Raw genomic sequence first — 22,666 nt, forward strand, 5'->3', positions numbered from 1 at the left:
TCTGAAAACATGATTGTGTTTCAGACGACCTTCCCTATCATGTTATTCCCCAGAATCCTTTCAGTTTCGACGCTTCGCAAGCTGCAATCCCATCTTAAAAAAGGCGGCTTGGTCGCCTATCCTACCGAGTCTTGCTACGGCATAGGCTGTATCCCGACCTTGCCTAAAGCGCTCAACCGACTGATTAATCTGAAAAAAAGACCGCAACACAAAGGTATGATTGTCATTGGCAACCGAATGGAGCAATTACAGCCCCTGCTCAAAAGGTCGTCTGAAAACATTCAAACCATGCTCAGAAACGAATGGCCTGCGCCCAAAACCTTTCTGCTTCCAGCGGCTGCTGACGTTTTGCCCGCATTACGCGGAAAAAGGCGCAGCAAACTGGCGGTCAGGGTTCCCGCCCATGCAGGTGCGCGCCGCTTGTGTCAGGCTTTGAAAACATCTTTGGTCTCGACTTCGTGCAACCGCGCAGGCAAACGCGCTTGTAGAACGGAGCGGGAAGTAAGAAGGCAGTTTGGAAGGAATGTATGGGTAGTCAGCGGTTTAATCGGTAAACAAAAGTCGCCGAGCCAGATTATTGATGGGGAAACGGGCGTTCGCTTGCGTTAGAAATTGGATGAGTGGGATGCTTAGGGATTATGCTTTGAACCGATAAATCTCGTATTCAATAAAATGTGGATAATCCTGAATATAACTTTCCCGAAAAAACCAAAAAGGTCGTCTGAATCCCCATATTCATGGTTTTCAGACGACCTTTTGATTTGACTATCTTGTGGATAAGTATGTAGATAAGTTGAGTATTAGAGCTTGCTGCCGCATACGGCTTCGAATTGTTTTTCGGTAATCGTACCGTTCATCACGCTCATGGGGCGGATATTCGTCGCAGTGTAGTTGTGTTTGGAAATTTCTTTGCCGTGTTCGTCAAGGAGCTGCAAAGCGGTCAGGCGGTAGGTTTTGTTGGTGCAATGGATTTCCCAGTCGCCGATGGCGGTTTTGTAGGCGGGCGTGTTGACGAAGCGTTCCTCTTTCATCTTCGACACGGTTTTTCTATCGCGGAAAGTAACCAAAGTACCGTTTTTCTTGATACTGTTTTTATCAATCGCCACTTTGATATTGCCGTCGGAAATCGTACCGATGTTGTCCCAGTTGCCGCTGACGCCGCCGCTTGTGGTCGTAGTCGTTTGACAGGCACTCAGGAGCAGGGCTGCCGATAAAGTCGAAATAAGGGAAAAGTGTTTGATGTTCATAAGTTTCGGTTGCTTAGGATAAATTATTAGACTGCCGTATTATGCGCGAAGACGGCGGGGCAGTAAATCGGCTTTGCAAAGTCTTAAAACCACCAAAAAATGAAAAGGTCGTCTGAAAACAGGTTTTCTAGTGGATTGACTTGAAACCAATATGCCGCCGCTTTGCCTGAGATTAAAGAGAACGGTAATGCATTGAGTAAACCAGTTTCCTACATCCGTATTGTCGGTAGTTACTCCATCTTGTCAAATCAAAAATCAATCTACGATACCCAACCAAGCATAATCCGTTTTCAGACGACCTCATGTGGATAACTCAAATATCCCCCATGCAGGCAGTGTCTAAAACCGCTAAAATAACGTTTTTTCCTCCCTACGGAACCATCATGCCCCAGCCTTCCGCCCAACAGATTTTGCACGAAGTATTCGGCTATCCCGAATTTCGCGGCAAGCAGGAGGCTGTCGTCAATACATTGGCAGGCGGCGGAAGCCTGCTGGTATTGATGCCGACGGGCGGGGGCAAGTCGTTGTGTTACCAAATTCCCGCGCTGATGCGCGAAGGTGTCGCCATCGTCGTTTCGCCGCTGATTGCTCTGATGAACGACCAAGTGGCGAGCCTGCACGCTGCAGGTATAGAGGCGGCAGCGGTCAACAGCAGCACGACGGTGGAAGAAGCCCGCGAAGTGGCGGACAAACTCGCCCAAGGTCGTCTGAAACTGCTCTACGTCGCACCGGAGCGGCTTGTTACCGACCGTTTCCTACGTTTTCTCGACCAGCAAACCATCAGCCTCTTCGCCATAGATGAAGCACATTGCGTCAGCCAATGGGGACACGATTTCCGCCCCGAATACCAGCAATTAGGGCTGCTTGCCGAACGCTATCCGCAAGTGCCGCGCATTGCCCTGACTGCGACTGCCGATGCGGCGACCCGTGCCGACATCAAACATTTCCTCCATCTGGAAGACGCGCCCGAATTCATCTCCAGCTTTGACCGCCCGAATATCTATTATCAGGTCATCGAAAAAAACAACGGCAAAAAGCAGCTTCTCGACTTCATCCGCAAAGAGATGGGAGGGCAAAGCGGCATCGTCTATTGCCTAAGCCGCAAAAAAGTCGAAGACATCGCCCAATTCCTTTGCGAAAACGGATTGGACGCGATTCCTTACCATGCCGGCTTGAGCATGGAAGTGCGCGAAGCAAACCAACGCCGTTTTACCCGCGAAGACAACATTATCGTCGTCGCCACTGTTGCCTTCGGTATGGGCATAGACAAACCGGACGTGCGCTTCGTTGCCCATCTCGATATGCCCCAAAGCGTCGAACATTTCTACCAAGAATCCGGCCGCGCCGGGCGGGACGGGCTGCCTGCCGTGAGTTGGCTGTGTTACGGTCTGAACGACTGGGTATTGCTGCGCGAGCGCATCGCCGAAGGCAACAGCGACGAAGTGCAGAAACAAATCGAAATGCAAAAGCTCGATGCCATGCTTTCTGTCTGCGAAACCGCCGCCTGCCGCCGCGTCCTCCTGCTCAAACATTTCGGCGAAGAATCCGCTCCTTGCGGCCATTGCGACAACTGCCTGCATCCGCCCGTACGCTTCGACGGTACTGTCCTCGTACAAAAGCTCCTCAGTTGCGTGTATCGCGCCGGACAACGCTTTGCCGCCGGCTATATCATCAACCTGCTGCGCGGTAAAAGCGATGACTGGATACAGCGCAACGGCCACGACAAACTCTCCACCTTCGGCATCGGCAGCGGGCAAACCGACAAAGAATGGCGCAGCGTCATCCGCCAATGCATCAGCCTCGGCTACCTCACCGTCAAGGTCGCCCAATATCAGGCATTGCAACTGACCGAAGCCGCAAAAAAAGTACTCAAAGGAGAAACCGAAGTCATGTTGCGCCCATTGCGCCGCGAAAAAGCCGCCACTCAAAAGCCAAAAGACAACTGGCTGCGTACCGAACGCGAAGAACGCCTCTGGCAGGCATTGCGGCATTGGCGGCAGCAGCGCGCCCATGCCGAAGAAGTTCCTGCTTACGTCGTCTGCGGCGACAAAACCCTGCGCGACATCGTCGAAAAAATGCCGCAAACGCTGGAAGATTTGCACCAAATCTACGGTTTGGGCGAAGCGAAAATCAACAAATTCGGCATCGACATCCTCAATGTTTGCGGGAACGCAGCCGAAAATCAAAGCAGACAAACGGGCGACGAAGAAGCCCTATTCACCCCCCAAACCGAGCGCGAACAGCAATTACAGCAAAAGCTGGAAACCTGGCGTGCCGAGCAGGCAGCCGTCAAACAATGCGCCTTGGGCAAAGTCCTTTCCAACATTAGTCTGACCGACCTTGTCGTCTTCACGCCCGCCGAAGAAGCCGATTTGCTCGGCATCTACGGCATCGGCAGCGAAAGAATTGCCCAATACGGGCAGGCAATACTCGACATCTGCCGCCCCTACGCAGACGGGCTTTCCGAGCCGAAACAGGCAGAACGCCAGCTCGCCCGCCGCCTGTTCCAATGGTGTCTTGATACCGCCCGATATGAAGGCGGAGAGATGCACGCCGTCGCCAAAAAACAGACTTTACGCGCCATCGCCAAAGCCTGGCCGCAAACTTTGACGGCGCTTTCCAAAATAGAGGGCGTGAGCGGGGAATGGTTGGAGCAATACGGCGAAGAAATCATAGAAATCTGCACGGCGGATTGACCGTTAAAAAGACACAGAAAAAGGTCGTCTGAAAACCCTGTATAAAGGTTTGAACTGGCCCCCAAATCTTGGACACTCATAAAAGCCTATTCAGGCGCTCTGTGCAAGCTGGGTTCTGTATGCGACAGGACTCAGCTTTTTCAATTTCAAACTGCAACGCTCCCGGTTGTAGTAATCCATATAGTCATCTATCTGCTTCATCAATTCATCTACCGTCAATTCACCTGCGTTATAGAAACACTCCGTCTTTAACACCGCAAAGAAGCTTTCCATCGGCGCATTGTCCCAACAGTTCGCCTTTCGCGACATGCTTTGAACCATGGAATGCTCCGCAAGCAATTCCCTATACCCCGCCGTACGGTACAGCACACCTTGGTCCGAATGAAGCATCGTTCCTTTATCAGTCAGACGGGGGGCGGCTTTTTCGAGCATTTCCTTCACCATTTCGCTGTCGGCTCTGCGGCTCATGGCGTAGGCGACGATTTCTCGGTTGAACAAGTCCAATATCGGCGAGAGGTACAGTTTGCCGTCCTTTCCTTTGAGTTCGGTCACGTCGGTCAGCCATTTTTCGTTAGGCTTTTCAGCTTTGAATAGGCGTTTGAGGAGGTGTTCCGATATTTCGCCCATGGCGGGATGGCGGTAGGCTTTTTTCGCCCGTATGAGGGCTTTCAGCCCTAGCTGCCTCATCAACCGCGCCGCTTTTTTGCGGTTCCAACCCAATGCTGCGGCAATGCGCCTTTGTCCGTAGCGTCCTTTATGCCGCCGGTAGGTTTCGACAAGGAGGGCTTTGTCGGCTGCGTCGGTGTCGGGCTGGTCTTGGTGGTGGTAGTAAAAGCTGCTTTGGGGCAGGTTTGCGATGTGCAGCAGGTATTTGAGCGGGTGTTGCGCCCTCAGTGTTTGGACGGTTTGGCTTTGTCCTTTTCGGTCTGTTTTTGGCTGAGGGCTTTTAACTCCTTTAGGTAGGCGACCTCTGCGCGCATATAGCACAACTCTTCGATAAGCTCTGCCTGTGTTTTTTCTTGGTCGGGTTTATCTGCGATGAAGGGGTTTTTGCGGTGTTGGGTCATGGTTTTGGATTGGGGATGTTCGAGTGCGCCGATACCGCCTTCTTGATAGGCGCGTATCCATCGTCTCAGGTGGGTTCGGGAAATGCCGTAGTGGTCTGCGGTACGTTGTTGGCTGCGTATATGCAGGTAGTGGAGTACGGCTTGGTATTTGAAGTGTAATGTATATTTGCTCATAAAAAAACTGCACCTTGTGAGTTGGAGGGGATGTCCAACTTTTGGGGTGCAGTTCAGTTTTCAGACGACCTTCTGAATATTAATATCATTATAAAACAATAACAAACAAAATTTTTTCAATTCGCTTGTAAGCATTTTCAGACTGCCGCGTCTAATCGGGCATGAAATGATTTTATGAAACGGTTATCATGAAAATGAATACGACAGCCCCGTGGCAATCGGCTTTAGGTTTATTGGCTTTGCGCCTGTTTGCCGCTTACGAATTTTGGGAATCGGGCATGCAGAAATGGAACGGCGAAAACTGGTTTGCCGAAATCAACGACCAATTCCCTTTTCCGTTTTATCTGCTGCCCGACAGCATGAATTGGAACTTGGCGATGTGGGCGGAGCTGGTTTTTCCGGTTTTGCTGCTTTTAGGATTGGCAACCCGCCTGTCCGCCTTAGGGTTGATCATTGTAACGGCAGTGGCGTGGGCAGCAGTCCATGCCGGTGCGGGTTATAATGTCTGCGACAACGGCTATAAAATGGCTTTGATTTATATCGTGGTTTTAATCCCGATTCTGCTGCAAGGCGCGGGCTGTTTATCGTTGGATGCGTTGTTGAAAAAACGTTTTTGCCCGAAATGCCGCGTCGGAAATCAATAAAAAAGGTCGTGGAGCGGACTTTAAACGCGCCAACTCAAATTCTTAATCTGTTTAACTTGATACTTTAAAAAGGAAATCAATATGAAAAAAAATGTAGCCGCTGCCCTTGCAGGTGCTTTGTCTTTGTCTTTGGCTGCCGGCGTTGTTGCCGCTGACAAACCGGTAAGCAGCAAAGCAGGCGTTCAAAAATCTGCCCAAGGCTCTTGCGGTGCGGCTAAAGCTGCTGAAGGTTCATGCGGTGCCGCTGCTCCTAAAGCAGGCGAAGGCAAATGTGGCGAGGGTAAATGCGGTTCAACCGTGAAAAAAGCCCCCGCTAAAAACGCCAAAGCAGCAAAAGCCAAAGCTAAAGCAGTTGAAGGCAAATGCGGCGAAGGCAAATGCGGTTCTAAATAATTTAGAACAAAAAGCCGCATTTTATTGATAAATGCGGCTTTTTATCTGATTTTGACAGCAATTTCGTACCAAAACCGTCGGAACACCATCCAAAACGGAGCAACATCATGATTCAACACGCAGGCTTAGGCTACCGCCGCGACTTGGCGGAAGACTTCCTCTCGCTTTCAGACGACAGCCCGATACACTTTATCGAAGCCGCCCCCGAAAACTGGCTGAAAATGGGCGGCAGAGCGCGCAAACAGTTTGACCGCGTGGCGGAACGGCTGCCGCTGGCGTTGCACGGATTATCCATGTCGTTGGGCGGACAAGCCCCGCTGGATACCGCCTTGATAGACGGCATCAAAGAAATGATGCGCCGTTACGATTGCACGTTTTTCTCCGACCATTTGAGCTACTGCCACGACGGCGGCCATCTCTACGACCTGTTGCCGCTGCCCTTCACCGAAGAAATGGTGCGGCATACCGCGCAGCGTATCCGCGAAGTACAAGACCGATTGGGCTGCCGCATCGCCGTAGAAAACACCTCCTACTACCTGCATTCCCCGCTTGCCGAAATGAACGAAGTCGAGTTCCTCAACGCCGTTGCACGCGAAGCCGACTGCGGCATTCATCTCGATGTGAACAATATCTACGTCAACGCCGTCAATCACGGCCTGTTGTCGCCAGAGGCCTTTTTAGAAAACGTCGACGCAGGGCGCGTGTGTTACATCCACATCGCCGGACACGATGTCGAAACGCCCGAATTATTGATTGATACCCACGGCGCGGCGGTTTTACCGACCGTTTGGGACTTACTTGAACTCGCCTACACCAAGCTGCCGACCATCCCGCCCACCCTGTTGGAACGCGATTTCAATTTCCCGCCTTTTGCCGAACTCGAAGCCGAAGTCGCCAAAATCGCCGAATATCAAACGCGTGCCGGAAAGGAATACCGCCGTGCAGCCTGAAACCTCCGCCCAATACCAACACCGCTTTGTCCAAGCCATACGTGAAGGCGAAGCCGCCGACGAACTGCCGCAAGACCGCCTGAACGTCTATATCCGCCTGATACGCAACAATATCCACAGCTTTATCGACCGCTGTTATACCGAAACGCCGCAATATCTCGACAGCGGAGAATGGGGTCGTCTGAAAGAAGGCTTCATCCGAGACGCGCGCGCCCAAACCCCCTATTTCCAAGAAATCGCCGGGGAATTCCTCCAATACTGCCAGAGCCTGCCCCTTTCAGACGACCTCTTGGCACTGATGGACTTCGAACACACCCAACTGCTCGCCGAAGTCGCCCAAACCGACAGCCAAGCCTCGCCTGCCGATTCAGACGATTTGGCATACACCCTTTTTCCTGCTGCCTTTGTGCGCCGTTATCAGTATGACGTTACCGATGAATTGCAGGCGGCGGAAACCGCCGTTTTGGTGTGGCGCGATAAGGAAGACGACGTGATGTACCAAACCCTCGACGATTTCGACGCATTATTGCTGGAAACGCTGGCAGACACGCCCGCCTCCCTAAACGGTCTGCAAGCCATGCTGGCAGAGTTCATGTCGTCTGAAAGCGGCTGGCAGGACGCATTAAGGCAAAAATGGGCGGACTGGCTGGAACAAGGCATTTTGGTTGTCGCATCAGCCGAGGTCGTCTGAAATGATCGAATTGACGTAGTGGGCAGGAAATTCCTATAAAGGCACTATCGTACCCCCTTCCCGAAGGAAAGGGCAAAGATGGGGAAGAAATCGAAATATCGGCGGTTTTTGTCGTTTTCAGACGACCTTTTTTATATTGGGGGTAAAGACCCGCTAAAAGGCTTGGCAGGTCGTCTGAAAACGCGTAACCGGTTACTGAGAAACAAAAAAGCTACGTCAATCATTTATGTATTTGATGACACACACGCTCAGTATCAGCGTAAAATCAGAAGTTCACAGCCATAATTCATTCAATGCTGATACATTATGTCCCTACCCGAATTGACCGACGCCGAGCTTGCCGAATCCCGCAAGCTGCTCCTGCGTTTCGCCCGTATCCAGTTGCCCGACCGCCCCGATTTGGCGGAAGACCTTGTGCAGGAAACCATGCTTTCCGCCTACCGTGCTGCGGAAGGTTTTAAAGGAGATGCACAAGTCGGCAGCTGGTTGTTTGCCATTCTGAAAAACAAAATCACCGACTGCCTGCGCCAAATCGGACGGCAGCGCGAAATATTCGCCACGCCTGCGGAAGAAATGTTGGACGAAGCCTTTGAAGAACGGTTTGCATCAGACGGGCATTGGACGGCGGACGGCCATCCGCAAACTTGGTCCTCGCCCGAAAAAACGTTGGACAACAAAGAGTTTCGTGAAATCCTGCAAACCTGCCTCTACCAAATGCCCGAAAACACCGCCCGCGTGTTTACCATGAAGGAAATCCTCGGCTTCTCGTCCGACGAAATCCGCGAGCAATGCGGCATCAGCATGTCCAACTACCACACCATCATGCACCGCGCCCGCGAAACCCTGCGCCAATGCCTGCAAATCAAATGGTTCGGCAATGCAGAACATGCCGGTTAAGCCCGTTAGGAAAACACGATGAACAAATGCCGCAAAACCGCCTACCTGCTCTCCAAAAAACAGGACGAAACCCGCCTGACCGTTCCCGAACGCGTTTTTCTGGGCAGCCACCTGCTGATATGCCCCCATTGCCGCGAATATAAAAAACAACTCGACCTTATTCAGAAAGCCATGAAAAAGATGTTTTGAAGCTGGCGGATAAGGTATAGTGGATTAAATTTAAATCAGGACAAGGCGACGAAGCCGCAGACAGTACAGATAGTACGACAAGGCGAGGCAACGCCGTACTGGTTTAAAGTTAATCCACTATAAAAAGGTCGTCTGAAACCTGATGTAGAGTTTCAGACGACCTTTTTGCATGAAAGAAAATAGGGATTGATTGGTTTGAGCATGAGTTGGGATGAAATGGCGTGCCCATAAAAAAGCCAGCTTTTAAAGCCAGGATTTTGAAATTGGGCAGGATTGGGGCGGATTTAAAGGCATGGCAAACAAGGTTCAAACCGCCCAATAAGCCGGAGGCTATATAGGAATGATTGTGCGGGTGTCAACATTTTCCGCCTTTTTTCAGAACAAAACATGACTTATGCCAATATTTGTTACTACAACCCACTACATCGGCGGGAATATGAAAATGATGTGTGTTAGAATTTTTCCAGCTGTTTTATAAAACAGTACCTTAACTAAAAAATTTAAGAAGGATAGAACATGAACAAATTACTAATTGCTGCGATGATGATGGCCGCTTTGTCGGCTTGTTCCCAAGAAGCCAAGCAGGAAACTAAGGAAGCGGCTTCTGCCGTAGCTTCCGAGGTTAAAGACGCTGCGGCTTCTGCTACCGATGCTGCTGCATCTTCCGCTCAAGCAGCGGCGAGTAAAGTAGAAGATACTGCCGCCAAAGCCGCATCAGAAGTAAAAGAAGCTCCTGCCTCTGAAGCCAAACCGGCTGAAAAAACAGAAGCTGCGCCTGCCGACGAGAAAAAAGATGCCTCGTCCGCCAAAGTGGACGGCAAAGCCGTTTTCGAAGCCAACTGTAAAATGTGCCACGGCGGTACCATCCCGGGCGCTCCTGTTGTCGGTAAAAATGATGATTGGGCTCCGCGCATCAAACAAGGCAAAGAAACCCTGCATAAACATGCACTCGAAGGCTTCAACACCATGCCGGCAAAAGGCGGCAACACCAGCCTGAGCGATGACGAAGTCAAAGCGGCGGTTGACTATATGGCAAACCAATCCGGCGCCAAATTCTAAGCTGTACAAATCAAAACGCACCTTGCAATAAGGTGCGTTTTTTTATGGGAAAACAGCCAAGCGTCGAGACGGTTCGGATTTGCTTTGATGGGAAACGGTATAAGATTAAGCTGAAATCAATGCGGTGTTGCTTCGCCTTGTCTTGATTCAAGCTTACTTGAACCACTACACAGGAAGTTGAGGGAAGCTCGTCTGAAACATTATCCTGTTTTCAGACGACCTGATCTTTGATTAACGATGGTGCGGTCTGAATGTTAGAACTAAGGCAGAAAGGCAATAAAAAAGCTGAGTTTTTCAACTCAGCTTTTTAAATTTGGTGGGTCGTGAGCGATTCGAACGCTCGACCAACGGATTAAAAGTCCGCTGCTCTACCGACTGAGCTAACGACCCGATAAGCTGTGAATTTTATAGAAACAGATGAGCAGTGTCAATGTTTTTCTGTATTTTTTCGGAACAAAATAGAACTTAAAGCACTGTTTATCGTCATATAGAAGAGATTATTAACATGATATGTGTTACAATTTTTCGGGCTGTTTATATAAAACAGCATTTTAACCAAAATCTTAACCAAAAATTCAAGAAGGATAGGACATGAAAAAATTACTGATTGCCGCAATGATGGCGGCTGCTTTGGCGGCTTGTTCCCAAGAGACCAAGCAAGAGACTAAGGAAGCGGCACAAGCCGTTGCGTCCGATGTTAAAAACACTGCAGCTTCTGCCGCTGATTCTGCTGCTTCTGCCGCCCAAGAAGCGAAAGATAAAGTCAAAGACGCTGCGGCTGATGCAAAAGAAACTGCCGATAAAGCCATGACTGAAACTAAAGAAGCTGCCGACAAAGCGGCTACCGATGTAAAAGAAGCGGCAGATAAAGCCGTTACCGAAACTAAAGAAGCGGCCGGTAAAGCCAAAGAAGCGGCTACCGATGCAGCCAAAGATTCTTTGAACAAAGCTGCTGATGCGACTCAAGAAGCTGCGGACAAAATGAAAGACGCTGCTAAATAATTTGTCGTGTTGACATAAAAAGGTCGTCTGAAAACCGAATTTGGTTTTCAGACGACCTTTTGGTTTATATAGTGGATTAAATTTAAACCAGTACGGCGTTGCCTCGCCTTAGCTCAAAGAGAACGATTCTCTAAGGTGCTGAAGCACCAAGTGAATCGGTTCCGTACTATCTGTACTGTCTGCGGCTTCGTCGCCTTGTCCTGATTTAGTTAATCCACTATAGAAACCTTGTTTACGCCTGCGCTATCGGGCTGTCTTCGTCCTGCCGCTCTTCTTCGTGTTCCGCGCTGTTGAGCAATTTCAGCAGCTTTTCGGTTTTTTCCGAGTCTTCGCTGCGGAGGATTTTGGCGGTTTCGGTTTCGAGCAGGGCGGTGTTGCTGTGCAGGATGATGTTTTTGACGGGGAGCAGGTTGTTGGGGTTCATGGAGAATCGGCGCAGCCCCATGCCCAGCAGCATCCGCGTGTAGGTGGTGTCGCCTGCCATTTCGCCGCATATGGAGACGCTTTTTTCCATGCGGTTGGCGGTGCGGATGATGTGCTGGATGGTTTTCAACACGGCGGGATGGCCGGGCTGGTAGAGGTGGCTGACGCTGTCGTCGCCGCGGTCAACCGACAAGATGTATTGGATCAGGTCGTTGGTGCCGATGGAGATGAAGTCGGTCAGTTTCAGGATGCTGCCGACGGTCATGGCGGCGGAGGGGATTTCAATCATGCAGCCGACGCTGACCGTGCCGAAGGTTTCGCCGCGTTCGGTAAGCTGGCGTTGGGCGGTGTCGAGGTGGATCAGGCATTGGCGCACTTCGGACAGGGAGGTAATCATCGGCCACATCATGCGCACGGGGCCGTGGACGGCGGCGCGGAGGATGGCGCGCATTTGGGTGCGGAACATGACGGGTTCGGCGAGGCACAGGCGGATGCCGGTGAGTCCGAGCGCGGGGTTGAGGCTGCCGTTGGGCGTGGTGTTCTGACCGAACCAGCGGGGGTTTTTGTCCACGCCCAAATCGACGGTGCGGATGGTGATGCTTTTGCCTTTCATTTTTTTCACAATCGCGCTGTACACTTCGTACTGCTCGTCTTCAGACGGCATGGTGTCGCGGTTGAGATAGAGGAATTCGCTGCGGAAGAGTCCGACGCCGTCTGCGCCGAAGTTGTGCAGGGTTTTGATGTCTTCGGCGGATTCGATGTTGGCGAGCAGCTCGATGTTGATGCCGTCGGCGGTGGTGGCGGCAGTTTTTTTGAGCTTGTTGAGTTCGCGCTTGTGGAGGCGGTATTCGCGGGCGAGGCGGCGGTATTCGTTGAGGACGACTTCGTCCGGATCGATGATGAGGACGCCGTTGATGCCGTCAACGATGACGGTTTCGTTTTCGGTAATGAGCCTGCGGGCGTTGTGCAGGCCGATGACGGAAGGGATGTCGAGGCTGCGGCCTAGGATGGCGGTGTGGCTGGTCGGGCCGCCGACGTCGGTAACGAAGGCGGTAATGCGCTGCTCTTTAAAGAGGACGGTGTCGGCGGGCGAGAGGTCGTGGGCAATCAGGATGGTGTCTTCAAACAAGCCTTCGTTGAGGTTTAAGTCGTTGCTTTGCCCCACAAGGTTGTTGTGGATGCGGCGGACGACTTGCAGCATGTCTTGTTTGCGTTCGCGCAGGTAGTCGTCTTCGATGTTGTCGAACTGGGCGGCAAGCTTGTCGCTTTGCTGTTTCAATGCCCATTCGGCATTGATTTTTTGTTCTTTCAAAATATCGACGGGTTCGCGCGAGAGGGTAACGTCGGTCAGCAGCATGAGGTGCAGCGAAATAAACGCGCCCAATTCGGTCGGGGCGTTTTCAGGAATCGCGCTGCGAAGCTGTTCCAACTCTTTGCGCGTGGCTTTGATGGCGGCATCGAAACGGGCGGCTTCGGCGTCGATGAGGTCGTCTGAAACGTCGTATTGCGGCACTTCAGCCGTCCCGCGCGTAATCAGGTGGGCTTGTCCGATGGCGATGCCTTTGCCCGCGGCGACACCGTGCAGCACGATACTCATTATTCGCCCTCGCCGAAGTAGTCGTTGATTAAGTCGGTCAATGCCTTCATGGCGGCGGCTTCGTCCAAGCCGTCGGTTTCCAGCTCGATGATTGTGCCTTTGGCGGCGGCGAGCATCATTAAGCCCATGATGCTTTTGCCGTTGACGCGGCTTCCGTTTTTCGTTACCCAGACTTCGCTTTGAAACTGAGACGCGGTTTGGGTGAATTTGCTGGAAGCGCGGGCGTGGAGTCCGAGTTTGTTGATGATTTCGATTTGTTGTTTTTGCATGTTTGGCTTTCGGGTGTGCGGGGTCGTCTGAAAACGTGTCGGTCGGGTTAGACGGCTTCGGCGTGCTGTTTGCACACCAAATCTTCCGGTTCGGCGGTGATGGCGAAAATGCCTTTGACGGCGGCTTCCCTGACCGTTTCAGTAAAGGCGGCGAGATCTTCCGCCATGGGCGAGTATTGGGTCGCTTTAATCATCATCGGCGCGTTCAGTCCGGTCAGGATGGCGGATTTGCCCGCGCGAACCAGCCTGCGGGCGGCATTGCACGGCGTCGCGCCGAAGATGTCGGTCATAATCAATACGCCGTGGTTTTCAGGAAACTCTTGCAGCGCGGCGATGGCATTGTTGATGATGTCGTTTTGGTCTTCGTCAGGCTCTACGCCGAGGATGCGGATGTTTTCCGGCATTCCCGTCGGGAAGAAATGATGGGTCAGGCTGCGGTAGGCCTCGCCTACTGCCTCGTGGGTAATGATTAAAAGGTTGATCATGATGTGTTCTCTGATGATTTTATTCGGCCGGTGTGGGCGAAAATATCGTCCGTTCACCCGCCACATAGCGCGATATGGTGGCACAAAGGTCGTCTGAAAAGGTTTTCAGACGACCTTTTTAATCTTGTCTCAGCCTTGGTTGAGCGCGTAAATCTCGCCCAAATTGCGCCAGCAGCCCGCCGCATCCATACCGTAGCCGAAGACGTAGCGGTTGGGAACATCCAGCCCGACATAATCCGCCTTGGTCGGTTTTTCCTTGTCGATCAACTTGTTGGCAAACACAGCCGCACGGCAGCTCGCCGCGCCCATTTCCAAGAGCTTGGACTGAATCGCCGACATCGTGTGGCCCTCATCCAAAATATCGTCCAACACGACCACATGACGCCCCCGAATCTGCTCCGGGTCGGGCATCCGTTTCCAGTTGAACGCGCCGCCCGCCAGCTTGTCGCCGTAACGGGAAACATGAACATAATCAAAGTCCAACGGAAAGCGCAACAGCGGCAGCAACTGCCCCGTAAACACCACCGCCCCGCCCATCACAGGCAGCAGGAGCGGATATTTGCCCCCCAAGTCGCGCGTAATCTCGTCCGCCACTTTTTGCAGCGCGGCACGGCATTGGTCTTGGTCGAACAAAAGCTCGGCATTATCAAGCATGGCTTGGGTTTCAAGGCGTTTGGTTTCTAAATCGATCATGGTAAACGGGGAAATCAGTTGGGAAAAAGGAAATTATAAACCCAAAACAACAGGCTGAGGTCGTCTGAAAACAGAGAAGCGGGTTTTGCCATCGCTTTCAATACACCGCCTAGCTATCAGTTGCAGTAAGTCGGATTCTCGAATCCGACGGCTTTTGAGATGGTAGGTTTTTGTCGGATACAAGTATCCGACCTACGGCTGAAATCCCGCCGCCGCTTTAACCCGTATTGTCGTTTTTGAGCTGGGGAAACCCTTTTCGCAGGCAAATCCCGCGTGGCGGGCGTTGGCGGAATGCGCCGAACTGGCTTAGTTTCAGTAGGTCGGATTCTCGAATCCGACGGTTTTTGGGATGGCAGGTTTTTGTCGGATACAAGTATCCGACCTACGGCTGGCTGAGGTCGTCTGAAATTCCGCCGCCGCTTTGACCCGTATTGCCGTTTTTTGAGCTTGGAAAATCATTTTCTCAGGCAAAGCCCGCGTGGCAGGCGTTGGCGGAATGCGCCGAACTGGCTTAGTTGCAGTAGGTCGGATTCTCGAATCCGACGGCTTTTGAGATGGCGGGTTTTTGTCGGATACAAGTATCCGACCTACAGCTGGTTCGGCATTGCCGCGCAAACTAAGCTACTTATTCGGCGGATTAATCGGCAGCGTCGAGCGGGAGACTTTGACGTCGGGGCATTTTTGCTTCATCTGATAGCGGAACACTTCCGCCTTGCGTTGATTGCCGGTTTTTTCGTAATTCGTACCCAAAATTACCTCATCCGCCCGATTCCGAATATCGGCATAAGGAATATAGACGGATTGGGTCGTCTCGCAATATTCGATTTCCTCCGAATCGATCGGCTTGATAACCAACAGGCGGAACTCTTCTTCATCGCGGAAGGCGAAGTCTTTAAACAGATAGCGGATGTATTCCAAGGCTTCTTTATCGTCGTCGCTGACGGCGGATTTGTCCTTGAAAAACCCGATAAGCTCTTCCAACGCTTCTTTTAATTTTTCCAAGCGGAACTGATGCCATTCTTCATTTCCGACGGGTTTCAGGCGGATACCGAACCGACTGATGTTTGAATTTAACGTAAATCGAATGGACGAACCTAAATTTTCTTTTGCTAAATTTTGATGAAGGTCGAAAGCCTTATTGGGTGCAGAAAGCCATATTTCGCATTTCTTATCTGTAATATATTCATCTTGGTACGCGATATAAGCTACTTGATAAAGCGGTAGCTTTTCGTATTCATTATCTGAAAAAACAGCTTCCGGCAGGTCGTCTGAACTCTGACCAGACATTTCAGACAGACCGCGAAATGGGACGGAAATATCCGATTCTTTCAACCAATCCCCGTTTTTATTGAACACCAGGCAGCAGCCCGAAGCCTCTACGCCGCCCTCTTTGCCATACAGGCGGAACTGGTTCAAATCGTTGACGCGGCTGGAGAAACAGGTAAAAAAAGCATTATAGGACGTGCCATCCGCTTTGTTTTCCAGCTCCAAATCCTGCTGGTTCAATAAGTCCAGTAGTGGCTTGCCTTCAGACGGATCGTTCATATAGGTGGAACTGCCGAGCCGCATCGGACTGGCGGTTTCGTTGCCGCCGATGCCGAATAATATATGGCATACATGGGGCGAAGTGTAATGCGCCATCGGAATAAAACCCAATTCTATCGGCGTGATATGGAGAACCGCCAACACGGATGCAACGGCATCTTGCGGTTGTGAAGTTTTACTCTTGAAAAGCGATTTCTGTATTTCTTGTTTTTTCTTCTCAAAATAGGAATGCCAATCCTTATTGAGGTAATCAATTTCCCTTAAACCTTGATGGATTTTTTTTTTCATTCTTTTTTTTGCGTTACCGCTTAATCGAGATAACTGTTTATAGGTAACAGAAAAATATTCTCTAGCCTGCTTAACAAATTTTTCTGCTTCAGATGTACTTTTAATTCTCTTACCCAATTCAAGATAACAACGACCAAACCAAGATTGAGCATTAGCCTGTTCCCAAATGCGGTATTGATGTTCTAAATGATTGGAAAGTTGTAACAACTCTTGACAACATTCAATCACTTGCTCAAACAGTTTACTTGCCTTGTCCGTATTTTTGGTTTTCTTGGCGTGTTCAAAATAACAATTAATAAGCTCATATTGGGCACTGATTTGTTGCTGAATGTTTTTTTGTCCACCCTCTTTGGCAAGCCGTGAATACTCTCGACAACATTTAATGGCTTGCCCGAACAGTTCTTCTGCTTTGTCCGTATTTTTGGTTTTCTTGGCATATTCAAGATAACAACAAATAAGCCCGGATTGAATTAGGCTTTGCTTGAAAATCTGAGTGTTTTTATCCGTAATCCCGTCTAAAGCCTGATACAGCTTTTCAATCGCTTCAGCGTATTTTTTCTCTTCAAATAATAATTGGGAACTTTCATTAATCAAACCATCAATATCCATCATTTATCCCTCTATCAAACCAATCCATTAAAAACTAATCAAACGAAAATTGTACACCATATATACCAAAGCTCCCCTTTCCTGCCCCCAAAGCAGAAAACCGATTCAGTATCCATCCATGTTTATAAAAAGGTCGTCTGAAAACCCGAAAATACGGTTTTCAGACGACCTTTCGACCATCGGTTTCACCTGTCCGTCCTGACCCGCACAAACGTGGCAAACTTCGGCGTGCCTTTTTGTGTGAAGCCGCGGTAGCGGTATGTGATGACCGAGCCGATTTTGGGCGGGTTATCGCGGTCTTTGTCTTTGAAGCCGCTGCCGATGCGGAATTCGCCGTGTCGGTTTTTGCAGCCGACCGCGCCCAGCCGTCCGGCGTTGCGCCCTTTGCCTTCATAATGCCGCGTTACCGTGCATTCGTCGTCGTATTGGCTTTTCAGCTTCAATAATTGGCTGCTCCTGCCGCCGCTGTAACGCGATTCGGGCTGGCGCAGCATCACGCCTTCGCCGCCCTGCGCTTCGATTTGTTTCAAAAAATCCATCGCGTGCTGCCGGTCGCGCACTTTGGTTTGCGGGATGATGGTGATGGGCGCGTTCGGATGCGTTTTCAGCCATTGCGTTGCGACGGCGAGGCGTTGGTAGAGATTGCCCTGTGCTTTGGGTACGTCGAAAACATGAAGGCGGATGCCGCGCCAATCGCCGGAAGACGAGCGCACGGCGGCGGAAATCTGTTCAAACTGTCCGCGCCCGCTATACAGCTCGCCATCGAGCGGATACGGCGGGAACTGCGCGGTAAAGCCTTTAGGCGGGGTAAACGCGTAGCCCTGCCTGCTGACCAATTGCCGCCCGTCCCAATACACGCGCACGCCGTCGAGCTTCTCGCTCATCGCCCAGCCTGTAATGTCTTGGTCTTTGTATTCCTGCGCCAGCATCAAATCCGCGCCGAGCGCCGTTTGGATGAAAAAAGCGGCAAAAATCGGTATCATGCCTTGCATTGAAGTTCTCATAAACGTTCCAATAATGTGAGTGATTATTTCAAATATAATAATGATACCGCATAAGCAGACCGAAGGTCGTCTGAAAACATCGTTTCAACGAAGTTCAAGCCCTGTCCCAACCACTACCCAAGGAATCCCGCCTCATGGCACTTCAAGCCGAAATCATTGCCGTTACCCCCTTCCGCCAAAACTGTACCCTTTTGTGGGATGACGAAACCCGCGAAGCCGTTCTGACCGATGTCGGCGGCGACGTTTCCTACCTCCTGCAAGAGCTGGACGCGAAAAACCTAACCCTGACCGCCATTTGGCTGACCCACGGACACCTCGACCATGCCGGCGGCGTGGTGGAATTGCGGGAACACCGCCCCGTCCCCGTCATAGGCCCTCATGCGGACGACGGTTTCCTGCTCCAAGCCCTGCCCGAAACAACCGCCCAATACGGCTTTCCCGTTTCCCCCGCATTCGAGCCGACCCGTTGGCTGACCGAAGGCGAAACGCTCAAGGTCGGCAGCCATGCCTTCCAAGTCCTGCACATCCCCGGCCACACGCCCGGCCACGTCGTTTTCTACTGCGCCGAAGCAGGGCTGCTCATCGCGGGCGACGTATTGTTTTACGAAACCATAGGCAGAACCGACTTCCCGCGCGGCAACCACGCCGACCTCATCCATAATATCCGCACCAAACTGTTCGTCCTGCCCGAAGATACCCGCGTCATCGCGGGACACGGCAGAATGACCGACATCGGGCATGAAAAACGGCACAATCCGTTTTTTTAAATCCTGAAAGCGAAAGGTCGTCTGAAACACGGATAAGCGTTTCAGACGACCTTTTTATAGAGAATGAGTAAAATGCAATGGAATACACTTTAAAGGAAATTCGTAATATGAAAACCGCGCATGAAACATTAGCTGAGTTCATTCAAAAAATGAAAGATTATGAATTGTATTGGGGAGGGCTTACTCAAAAAAGTTTGGATGAAGGTACTTTTTTTGAAATTGATGAAGATGAAAACAGCAAAAAAAGATCTGATGAAATCAAAAAAATACACCAACAATTTTTATCTAAAAAAGCTTTATCTTTAAGGCAAGCTAGACAAGAAGCCCCTGATTTTGGAATGCCACCAGAATATAACCAAACCATTACAGCCGAACGGAAAATCAGCGATAAAAAATATGAAATAGATGTGTTGAGTGATAGAGAGGGAAAGAAAACCTATACGCTGGTTTTGGAAGGTGGGGAATGGAAAATCGATCAAATGGGTTTTATGTATTACGATAAATGGAAGAAGTCCCGCCAATTGTTTTGAATAAGCGATAACTTGTCATCGGTTGGTTTAAGAATCAATACCTTGATAAAGTTGATTGAAGGGCTGGTTCCCGGAAAATTTGTTTTCTTAAAAAGGTCGTCTGAAAAGTTCAAAATCTTTTTCAGACGACCTTTGACGACTTTGACCGCGCTCAAACCTGCTGCGCTCCGCCCATGCTGCCTGATTTGAAATAATTTTTTTAAAAATAAAAGGATAGCCTTGTATAGTGGATTAACTTTAAACCAGTACGGCGTTGCCTCGCCTTGCCGTACTATCTGTACTGTCTGCGGCTTCGTCGCCTTGTCCTGATTTAAATTTAATCCACTATATTTTGCCCGAGGTCGTCTGAAAACCTGCGCTTTGCAAACCTGTGGTTTAGGATTAGTATAACTATACCAATTTATCCCAAATCCATTTCAAATCATTCACTTCGGAGAGATTCCATGAGCTACACGGCCCCTGTAAACGAATTACGTTTCGGCATCCGCGTGCACGGCAGGTTGGACGAAATCCTGCAACTGCCCCATGCGGAAGGTTTGGACGCGGAAACGGTGGATGCGGTGCTGGACGAAGCGGCGCGGTTTGCCTCGGAGCAATGGGCGGACACCAACCGCACCGGCGACCTCTACGGCGCGGGTTTTTCAGACGACCTGATTACCACCCATCCCGATTTGGCGCGTGCCTACCGCGATTTCTGCGAAGCGGGTTGGGCGGGTTTGCACGCGCCGGCAGAGTTTGGCGGACAGGGGCTGCCGGCGGTCGTGTCGGCGGCGTGTGAAGAGATGTGGTGCGCCGCCAACCTTGCCCTGTCGCTGATGCCGATGCTGACGCTGGGGGCGGTGGACGCGCTGTTCAAACACGGCAGCGAGGAGCAGAAACAGACCTACCTGCCGAAAATGTGCAGCGGCGAATGGGCGGGAACGATGAATTTGAGCGAACCGCAGGCGGGTTCGGATTTGAACCATATCGCCACCCGCGCCGTACCGAAAGAAAACGGTGCGTATGCCCTCAGCGGGCAGAAAATCTTCATCACTTGGGGCGATCAGGAAATGACGGAAAACATCGTCCATCTGGTGCTCGCACGCCTGCCCGATGCCGCGCCGGGCGTGCAGGGCGTGTCGATGTTTATCGTACCGAAATATTTGGTGAACGCCGACGGCAGCTTGGGCGGACGCAACGGCGTGCGCGCCATCGGCATCGAACACAAGCTCGGCATACACGCCAGCCCGACCTGTACGATGGAGTTCGACAATGCCGAAGGCTATCTGGTCGGCAGGGCGGGCAAGGGTTTGGCATATATGTTTACCATGATGAAAACCGCGCGGCTGAACGTCGGCATCGAAGGCCACGCCGTCGCCGAACGCGCCTACCAAAACGCGCTCGCCTATGCCAAAGAACGCGTGCAGGGACGCGACGAGGCGGACGGTTCAGACGACGTGGCGATTATCCGCCATCCCGACGTGCGCCGTATGTTGTTGATACAAAAGGCAACGCTCGCCGCCCAACGCGCCCTGTATCTGCGCGCCGCCGCTCTGACCGATTTTGCCGCCGCCTGCCCCGACAACGTATTGCGCAAAGAAGCGGAGCGCGAACTGGATTTCCTGATTCCCATCGTCAAAGCCTGGCCGACCGACAACGGCGTCGTCCTGACCAACCTCGCCGTCCAGATTTACGGCGGTGCGGGTTACGTCGAAGAAAGCGGCGTGGCGCAATACCTGCGCGACGTGCGGATTACGCCGATTTATGAAGGCACCAACGGCATACAGGCCGCCGATTTGGCAGGGCGCAAAACCACCGGCAAAAACGGCGCGCTGCCCTTGAAGCTGCTCGCCGAAGGCAAAGAGCTGGCGGACAAACTCGCGGCCGCCGAACCCGCCGCCGCGCAGCAACTGGCGCAAGCCATTGAAACGGCAGAACAAAGCATCGCCCGGATGGTTGGATACGCCGACCGTCCCACCCTTGCCGCCTCCGCGTCCAACGCCTACCTCCAACAAATGGGGCTGACGCTCGGCGCCATCGGACTCGCCCGCGCCTACCTTGCCGCCGAAGCCGCCCAAAAGGACGACGCCGACGGCTTCGGCAGCAGTTTCTACGCCGCGCAGCAACACAACGCCCGCGTCTATTGCGCCCACGTCCTGCCGCAGGTTTACGCCTGCGCCGCGCAGATTGAAAACGCGCAGGCATTGCTGGACGTACCGTTAGAACTTTATTGACGGATACGGGTTTGAAAAAGGTCGTCTGAAACCGGATTTTGGGTTTCAGACGACCTCTTTTGTCAGCGTTAGCGTGGATTGAAGCAGAACGCCTGAGTCGAATTGAGCCATCTGTCCGATCGGGCATTGGACGGAAATGGAAAGGAAACAGGCTTGCCGCCGCGTAAAAAGGTCGTCTGAAAACGTTTTAACGCCATTCGTTATAGTGGATTAAATTTAAATCAGGACAAGGCGACGAAGCCGCAGACAGTACAGATAGTACGGAACCGATTCATTTGGTGCTTCAGCACCTTAGAGAATCGTTCTCTTTGAGCTAAGGCGAGGCAACGCCGTACTGGTTTAAAGTTAATCCACTATAAAACGTTTTCAGACGACCTTTCATTCATTCCGCCAAACCGTTCAGCCTTTCGGATAAAACCGCACCACGTTTTCCCCCTCGGGCAGCGTCAGTTTCTTCACGGCATGACCGTACACGGTTTCGAGCGTGACGGTCAGACCGCCTTCGGTTTCAAAAATCTTATCCACAAACGCATCAGCCGCTTGGGCGTCGTCGTTGAATTTCAAGGCGTGCCACAAGCCCAAGGTTTCCATGTCCTGCCGGAACGTCGCCGCCTTGCGGTAGCTCAATTCGAGCTTGGCGGTGTCGGTCACGGGGTCGTAGAAACCGTTGTCGGCAAGCATGTCGCCGAGGTCGTGCATATCGATTAAGGTCGGCGTTTCACACGCTATCCCCGCGCTTTTCAGACGACCTGTCAGCTCGGTCAGGCTGTCGCGGCCAAAATGGGTGAAGAATAATAAACCGTCTGTTTTCAAAGCGTTTGCCCAATTTTTCAGGACGGGCAGGATTTCGTCCGCGCGGGGCAGGCTGAGGTTCGCCCACAACATATCGGCACAGGCTTCGGGCAGCGGGTCGGTCAGGGCTTGGCAGTGTTGCGGGACGGTTTTACCGGTGAGTTTTTGCCAAAAACCGCTTTTGCGCGCGGCTGCAGCGGTCTGGAGGAAGTCGGCGCGCGGGTCGTATTCTTCGAATACCGCATTCGGATAACGCGCGGCAAGCAGGCTGCGGCTGATGTCCGCGTCCGCACCGACCAGCAGGATGCGTTTGGGCGCGTTGCGGACGATTTGCAGCCGTTCGTCGGTGTCTTGGGCGAGATGGCGGTGGATTTGCCAGCGTTTGTCTTGGGGTTTCATGTTTCAGACGACCTTTTTCTTCTTTTTTGAAGGGGTGGTTTTT

The 22,666-nt window shown here is 51.7% G+C and carries 23 protein-coding genes, 1 tRNA gene and 2 pseudogenes; 14 read left to right on the plus strand and 12 right to left on the minus strand.

What is annotated here, in order from left to right:
• Positions 1 to 39: 39 nt before the first annotated feature.
• Positions 40 to 609: an L-threonylcarbamoyladenylate synthase gene (locus tag MON40_RS00445; RefSeq protein WP_050797972.1), complete on the plus strand. Its 570-nt coding sequence runs from the start codon at positions 40 to 42 to the stop codon at positions 607 to 609.
• A 191-nt stretch (positions 610 to 800) separates the two neighbouring features.
• Here MON40_RS00445 and MON40_RS00450 read toward each other — a convergent pair whose 3' ends face one another.
• Positions 801 to 1,247, minus strand: a complete 447-nt coding sequence (locus MON40_RS00450; protein WP_003769219.1) for a surface-adhesin E family protein — start codon at positions 1,245 to 1,247, stop codon at positions 801 to 803.
• Between the two features lie 383 nt (positions 1,248 to 1,630).
• On the opposite strand from MON40_RS00450, the gene recQ reads away from it, so the two are divergent.
• On the plus strand, positions 1,631 to 3,943 hold the full coding sequence (gene recQ, locus MON40_RS00455) for a DNA helicase RecQ (protein WP_242925952.1): 2,313 nt from the start codon (positions 1,631 to 1,633) through the stop codon (positions 3,941 to 3,943).
• 90 nt (positions 3,944 to 4,033) lie between these two features.
• Here recQ and MON40_RS00460 read toward each other — a convergent pair whose 3' ends face one another.
• Together MON40_RS00460 and MON40_RS00465 are read right to left on the minus strand one after the other, a co-directional pair.
• Positions 4,034 to 4,930, minus strand: coding sequence for an IS3 family transposase (locus MON40_RS00460; RefSeq protein ID WP_242925953.1), 897 nt, complete (start codon positions 4,928 to 4,930; stop codon positions 4,034 to 4,036).
• Positions 4,834 to 5,184 (minus strand): helix-turn-helix domain-containing protein, encoded by a 351-nt coding sequence (locus MON40_RS00465; RefSeq protein ID WP_036491819.1) that lies wholly within the window; start codon positions 5,182 to 5,184, stop codon positions 4,834 to 4,836. The genes MON40_RS00460 and MON40_RS00465 overlap by 97 nt, the downstream gene beginning before the upstream one ends.
• A gap of 188 nt (positions 5,185 to 5,372) precedes the next feature.
• Between MON40_RS00465 and MON40_RS00470 the strand changes: the two genes are divergently transcribed.
• From MON40_RS00470 to MON40_RS00505, 8 genes and pseudogenes are all read left to right on the plus strand, one after another.
• Positions 5,373 to 5,828 (plus strand): HvfX family Cu-binding RiPP maturation protein, encoded by a 456-nt coding sequence (locus MON40_RS00470; RefSeq protein ID WP_003779637.1) that lies wholly within the window; start codon positions 5,373 to 5,375, stop codon positions 5,826 to 5,828.
• An 81-nt stretch (positions 5,829 to 5,909) separates the two neighbouring features.
• A complete protein-coding gene (locus MON40_RS00475) occupies positions 5,910 to 6,221 on the plus strand; it encodes an HvfA family oxazolone/thioamide-modified RiPP metallophore (protein ID WP_003755853.1) in 312 nt (103 codons plus the stop codon).
• A gap of 107 nt (positions 6,222 to 6,328) precedes the next feature.
• Positions 6,329 to 7,171, plus strand: coding sequence for an HvfB family MNIO-type RiPP peptide maturase (locus MON40_RS00480; RefSeq protein ID WP_003779641.1), 843 nt, complete (start codon positions 6,329 to 6,331; stop codon positions 7,169 to 7,171).
• Positions 7,161 to 7,862: an HvfC family RiPP maturation protein gene (locus MON40_RS00485; RefSeq protein ID WP_003779642.1), complete on the plus strand. Its 702-nt coding sequence runs from the start codon at positions 7,161 to 7,163 to the stop codon at positions 7,860 to 7,862. The genes MON40_RS00480 and MON40_RS00485 overlap by 11 nt, the downstream gene beginning before the upstream one ends.
• 306 nt (positions 7,863 to 8,168) lie before the next feature.
• Entirely contained in the window at positions 8,169 to 8,759 is a 591-nt protein-coding gene (locus tag MON40_RS00490; RefSeq protein ID WP_003779644.1) for a sigma-70 family RNA polymerase sigma factor, read from the plus strand.
• Between the two features lie 18 nt (positions 8,760 to 8,777).
• Complete coding sequence (locus tag MON40_RS00495) at positions 8,778 to 8,948, plus strand: anti-sigma factor family protein (RefSeq protein ID WP_003779645.1); 171 nt, start codon at positions 8,778 to 8,780, stop codon at positions 8,946 to 8,948.
• A 6-nt stretch (positions 8,949 to 8,954) separates the two neighbouring features.
• A pseudogene (locus tag MON40_RS00500) lies at positions 8,955 to 9,068 on the plus strand (IS5/IS1182 family transposase); the annotation flags it as partial.
• A gap of 396 nt (positions 9,069 to 9,464) precedes the next feature.
• Entirely contained in the window at positions 9,465 to 10,007 is a 543-nt protein-coding gene (locus tag MON40_RS00505; RefSeq protein WP_003767473.1) for a c-type cytochrome, read from the plus strand.
• 314 nt (positions 10,008 to 10,321) lie between these two features.
• Here the strand turns inward: MON40_RS00505 and MON40_RS00510 are convergent.
• A tRNA-Lys gene (locus MON40_RS00510) sits at positions 10,322 to 10,397 on the minus strand.
• A 201-nt stretch (positions 10,398 to 10,598) separates the two neighbouring features.
• Here MON40_RS00510 and MON40_RS00515 point away from each other — a divergent pair.
• Positions 10,599 to 11,009 (plus strand): Ag473 family lipoprotein, encoded by a 411-nt coding sequence (locus MON40_RS00515; RefSeq protein ID WP_003755882.1) that lies wholly within the window; start codon positions 10,599 to 10,601, stop codon positions 11,007 to 11,009.
• 232 nt (positions 11,010 to 11,241) lie between these two features.
• On the opposite strand, the gene ptsP is transcribed toward MON40_RS00515, so the two are convergent.
• From ptsP to MON40_RS00545, 6 genes are all read right to left on the minus strand, one after another.
• The gene (gene ptsP, locus MON40_RS00520; protein ID WP_003779647.1) at positions 11,242 to 13,029 is read right to left on the minus strand and encodes a phosphoenolpyruvate--protein phosphotransferase; all 1,788 of its coding nucleotides are present in this window, start codon (positions 13,027 to 13,029) and stop codon (positions 11,242 to 11,244) included.
• The gene (locus MON40_RS00525) at positions 13,029 to 13,298 is read right to left on the minus strand and encodes an HPr family phosphocarrier protein (RefSeq protein ID WP_003767811.1); all 270 of its coding nucleotides are present in this window, start codon (positions 13,296 to 13,298) and stop codon (positions 13,029 to 13,031) included. The genes ptsP and MON40_RS00525 overlap by 1 nt, the downstream gene beginning before the upstream one ends.
• 47 nt (positions 13,299 to 13,345) lie before the next feature.
• Entirely contained in the window at positions 13,346 to 13,783 is a 438-nt protein-coding gene (locus MON40_RS00530) for a PTS sugar transporter subunit IIA (RefSeq protein WP_003755891.1), read from the minus strand.
• Positions 13,784 to 13,912: 129 nt separating this feature from the next.
• The gene (locus MON40_RS00535; RefSeq protein WP_003779648.1) at positions 13,913 to 14,476 is read right to left on the minus strand and encodes a hypoxanthine-guanine phosphoribosyltransferase; all 564 of its coding nucleotides are present in this window, start codon (positions 14,474 to 14,476) and stop codon (positions 13,913 to 13,915) included.
• A gap of 621 nt (positions 14,477 to 15,097) precedes the next feature.
• Complete coding sequence (locus tag MON40_RS00540) at positions 15,098 to 16,921, minus strand: tetratricopeptide repeat protein (RefSeq protein ID WP_242925954.1); 1,824 nt, start codon at positions 16,919 to 16,921, stop codon at positions 15,098 to 15,100.
• A gap of 182 nt (positions 16,922 to 17,103) precedes the next feature.
• Positions 17,104 to 17,910, minus strand: coding sequence for a DNA ligase (locus MON40_RS00545; protein WP_003779656.1), 807 nt, complete (start codon positions 17,908 to 17,910; stop codon positions 17,104 to 17,106).
• 146 nt (positions 17,911 to 18,056) lie between these two features.
• Between MON40_RS00545 and MON40_RS00550 the strand changes: the two genes are divergently transcribed.
• Positions 18,057 to 18,689 carry an MBL fold metallo-hydrolase gene (locus MON40_RS00550; RefSeq protein WP_003779657.1) on the plus strand — a complete coding sequence of 211 codons (633 nt, stop codon included), beginning with the start codon at positions 18,057 to 18,059 and terminating at the stop codon, positions 18,687 to 18,689.
• 107 nt (positions 18,690 to 18,796) lie between these two features.
• Positions 18,797 to 19,219 (plus strand): NTF2 fold immunity protein, encoded by a 423-nt coding sequence (locus MON40_RS00555; protein WP_174263551.1) that lies wholly within the window; start codon positions 18,797 to 18,799, stop codon positions 19,217 to 19,219.
• A 221-nt stretch (positions 19,220 to 19,440) separates the two neighbouring features.
• Here MON40_RS00555 and MON40_RS00560 read toward each other — a convergent pair.
• Positions 19,441 to 19,557: pseudogene (locus tag MON40_RS00560) on the minus strand (IS5/IS1182 family transposase); the annotation flags it as partial.
• A gap of 105 nt (positions 19,558 to 19,662) precedes the next feature.
• Between MON40_RS00560 and MON40_RS00565 the strand changes: the two are divergent.
• Entirely contained in the window at positions 19,663 to 21,432 is a 1,770-nt protein-coding gene (locus tag MON40_RS00565) for an acyl-CoA dehydrogenase family protein (RefSeq protein WP_003779663.1), read from the plus strand.
• Positions 21,433 to 21,831: 399 nt separating this feature from the next.
• On the opposite strand, the gene MON40_RS00570 is transcribed toward MON40_RS00565, so the two are convergent.
• Positions 21,832 to 22,623: a class I SAM-dependent methyltransferase gene (locus MON40_RS00570; protein WP_003779668.1), complete on the minus strand. Its 792-nt coding sequence runs from the start codon at positions 22,621 to 22,623 to the stop codon at positions 21,832 to 21,834.
• Between the last annotated feature and the right edge of the window lie 43 nt (positions 22,624 to 22,666).

The organism is Neisseria macacae ATCC 33926 (assembly GCF_022749495.1).
GTDB classification, from domain to species: domain Bacteria; phylum Pseudomonadota; class Gammaproteobacteria; order Burkholderiales; family Neisseriaceae; genus Neisseria; species Neisseria macacae.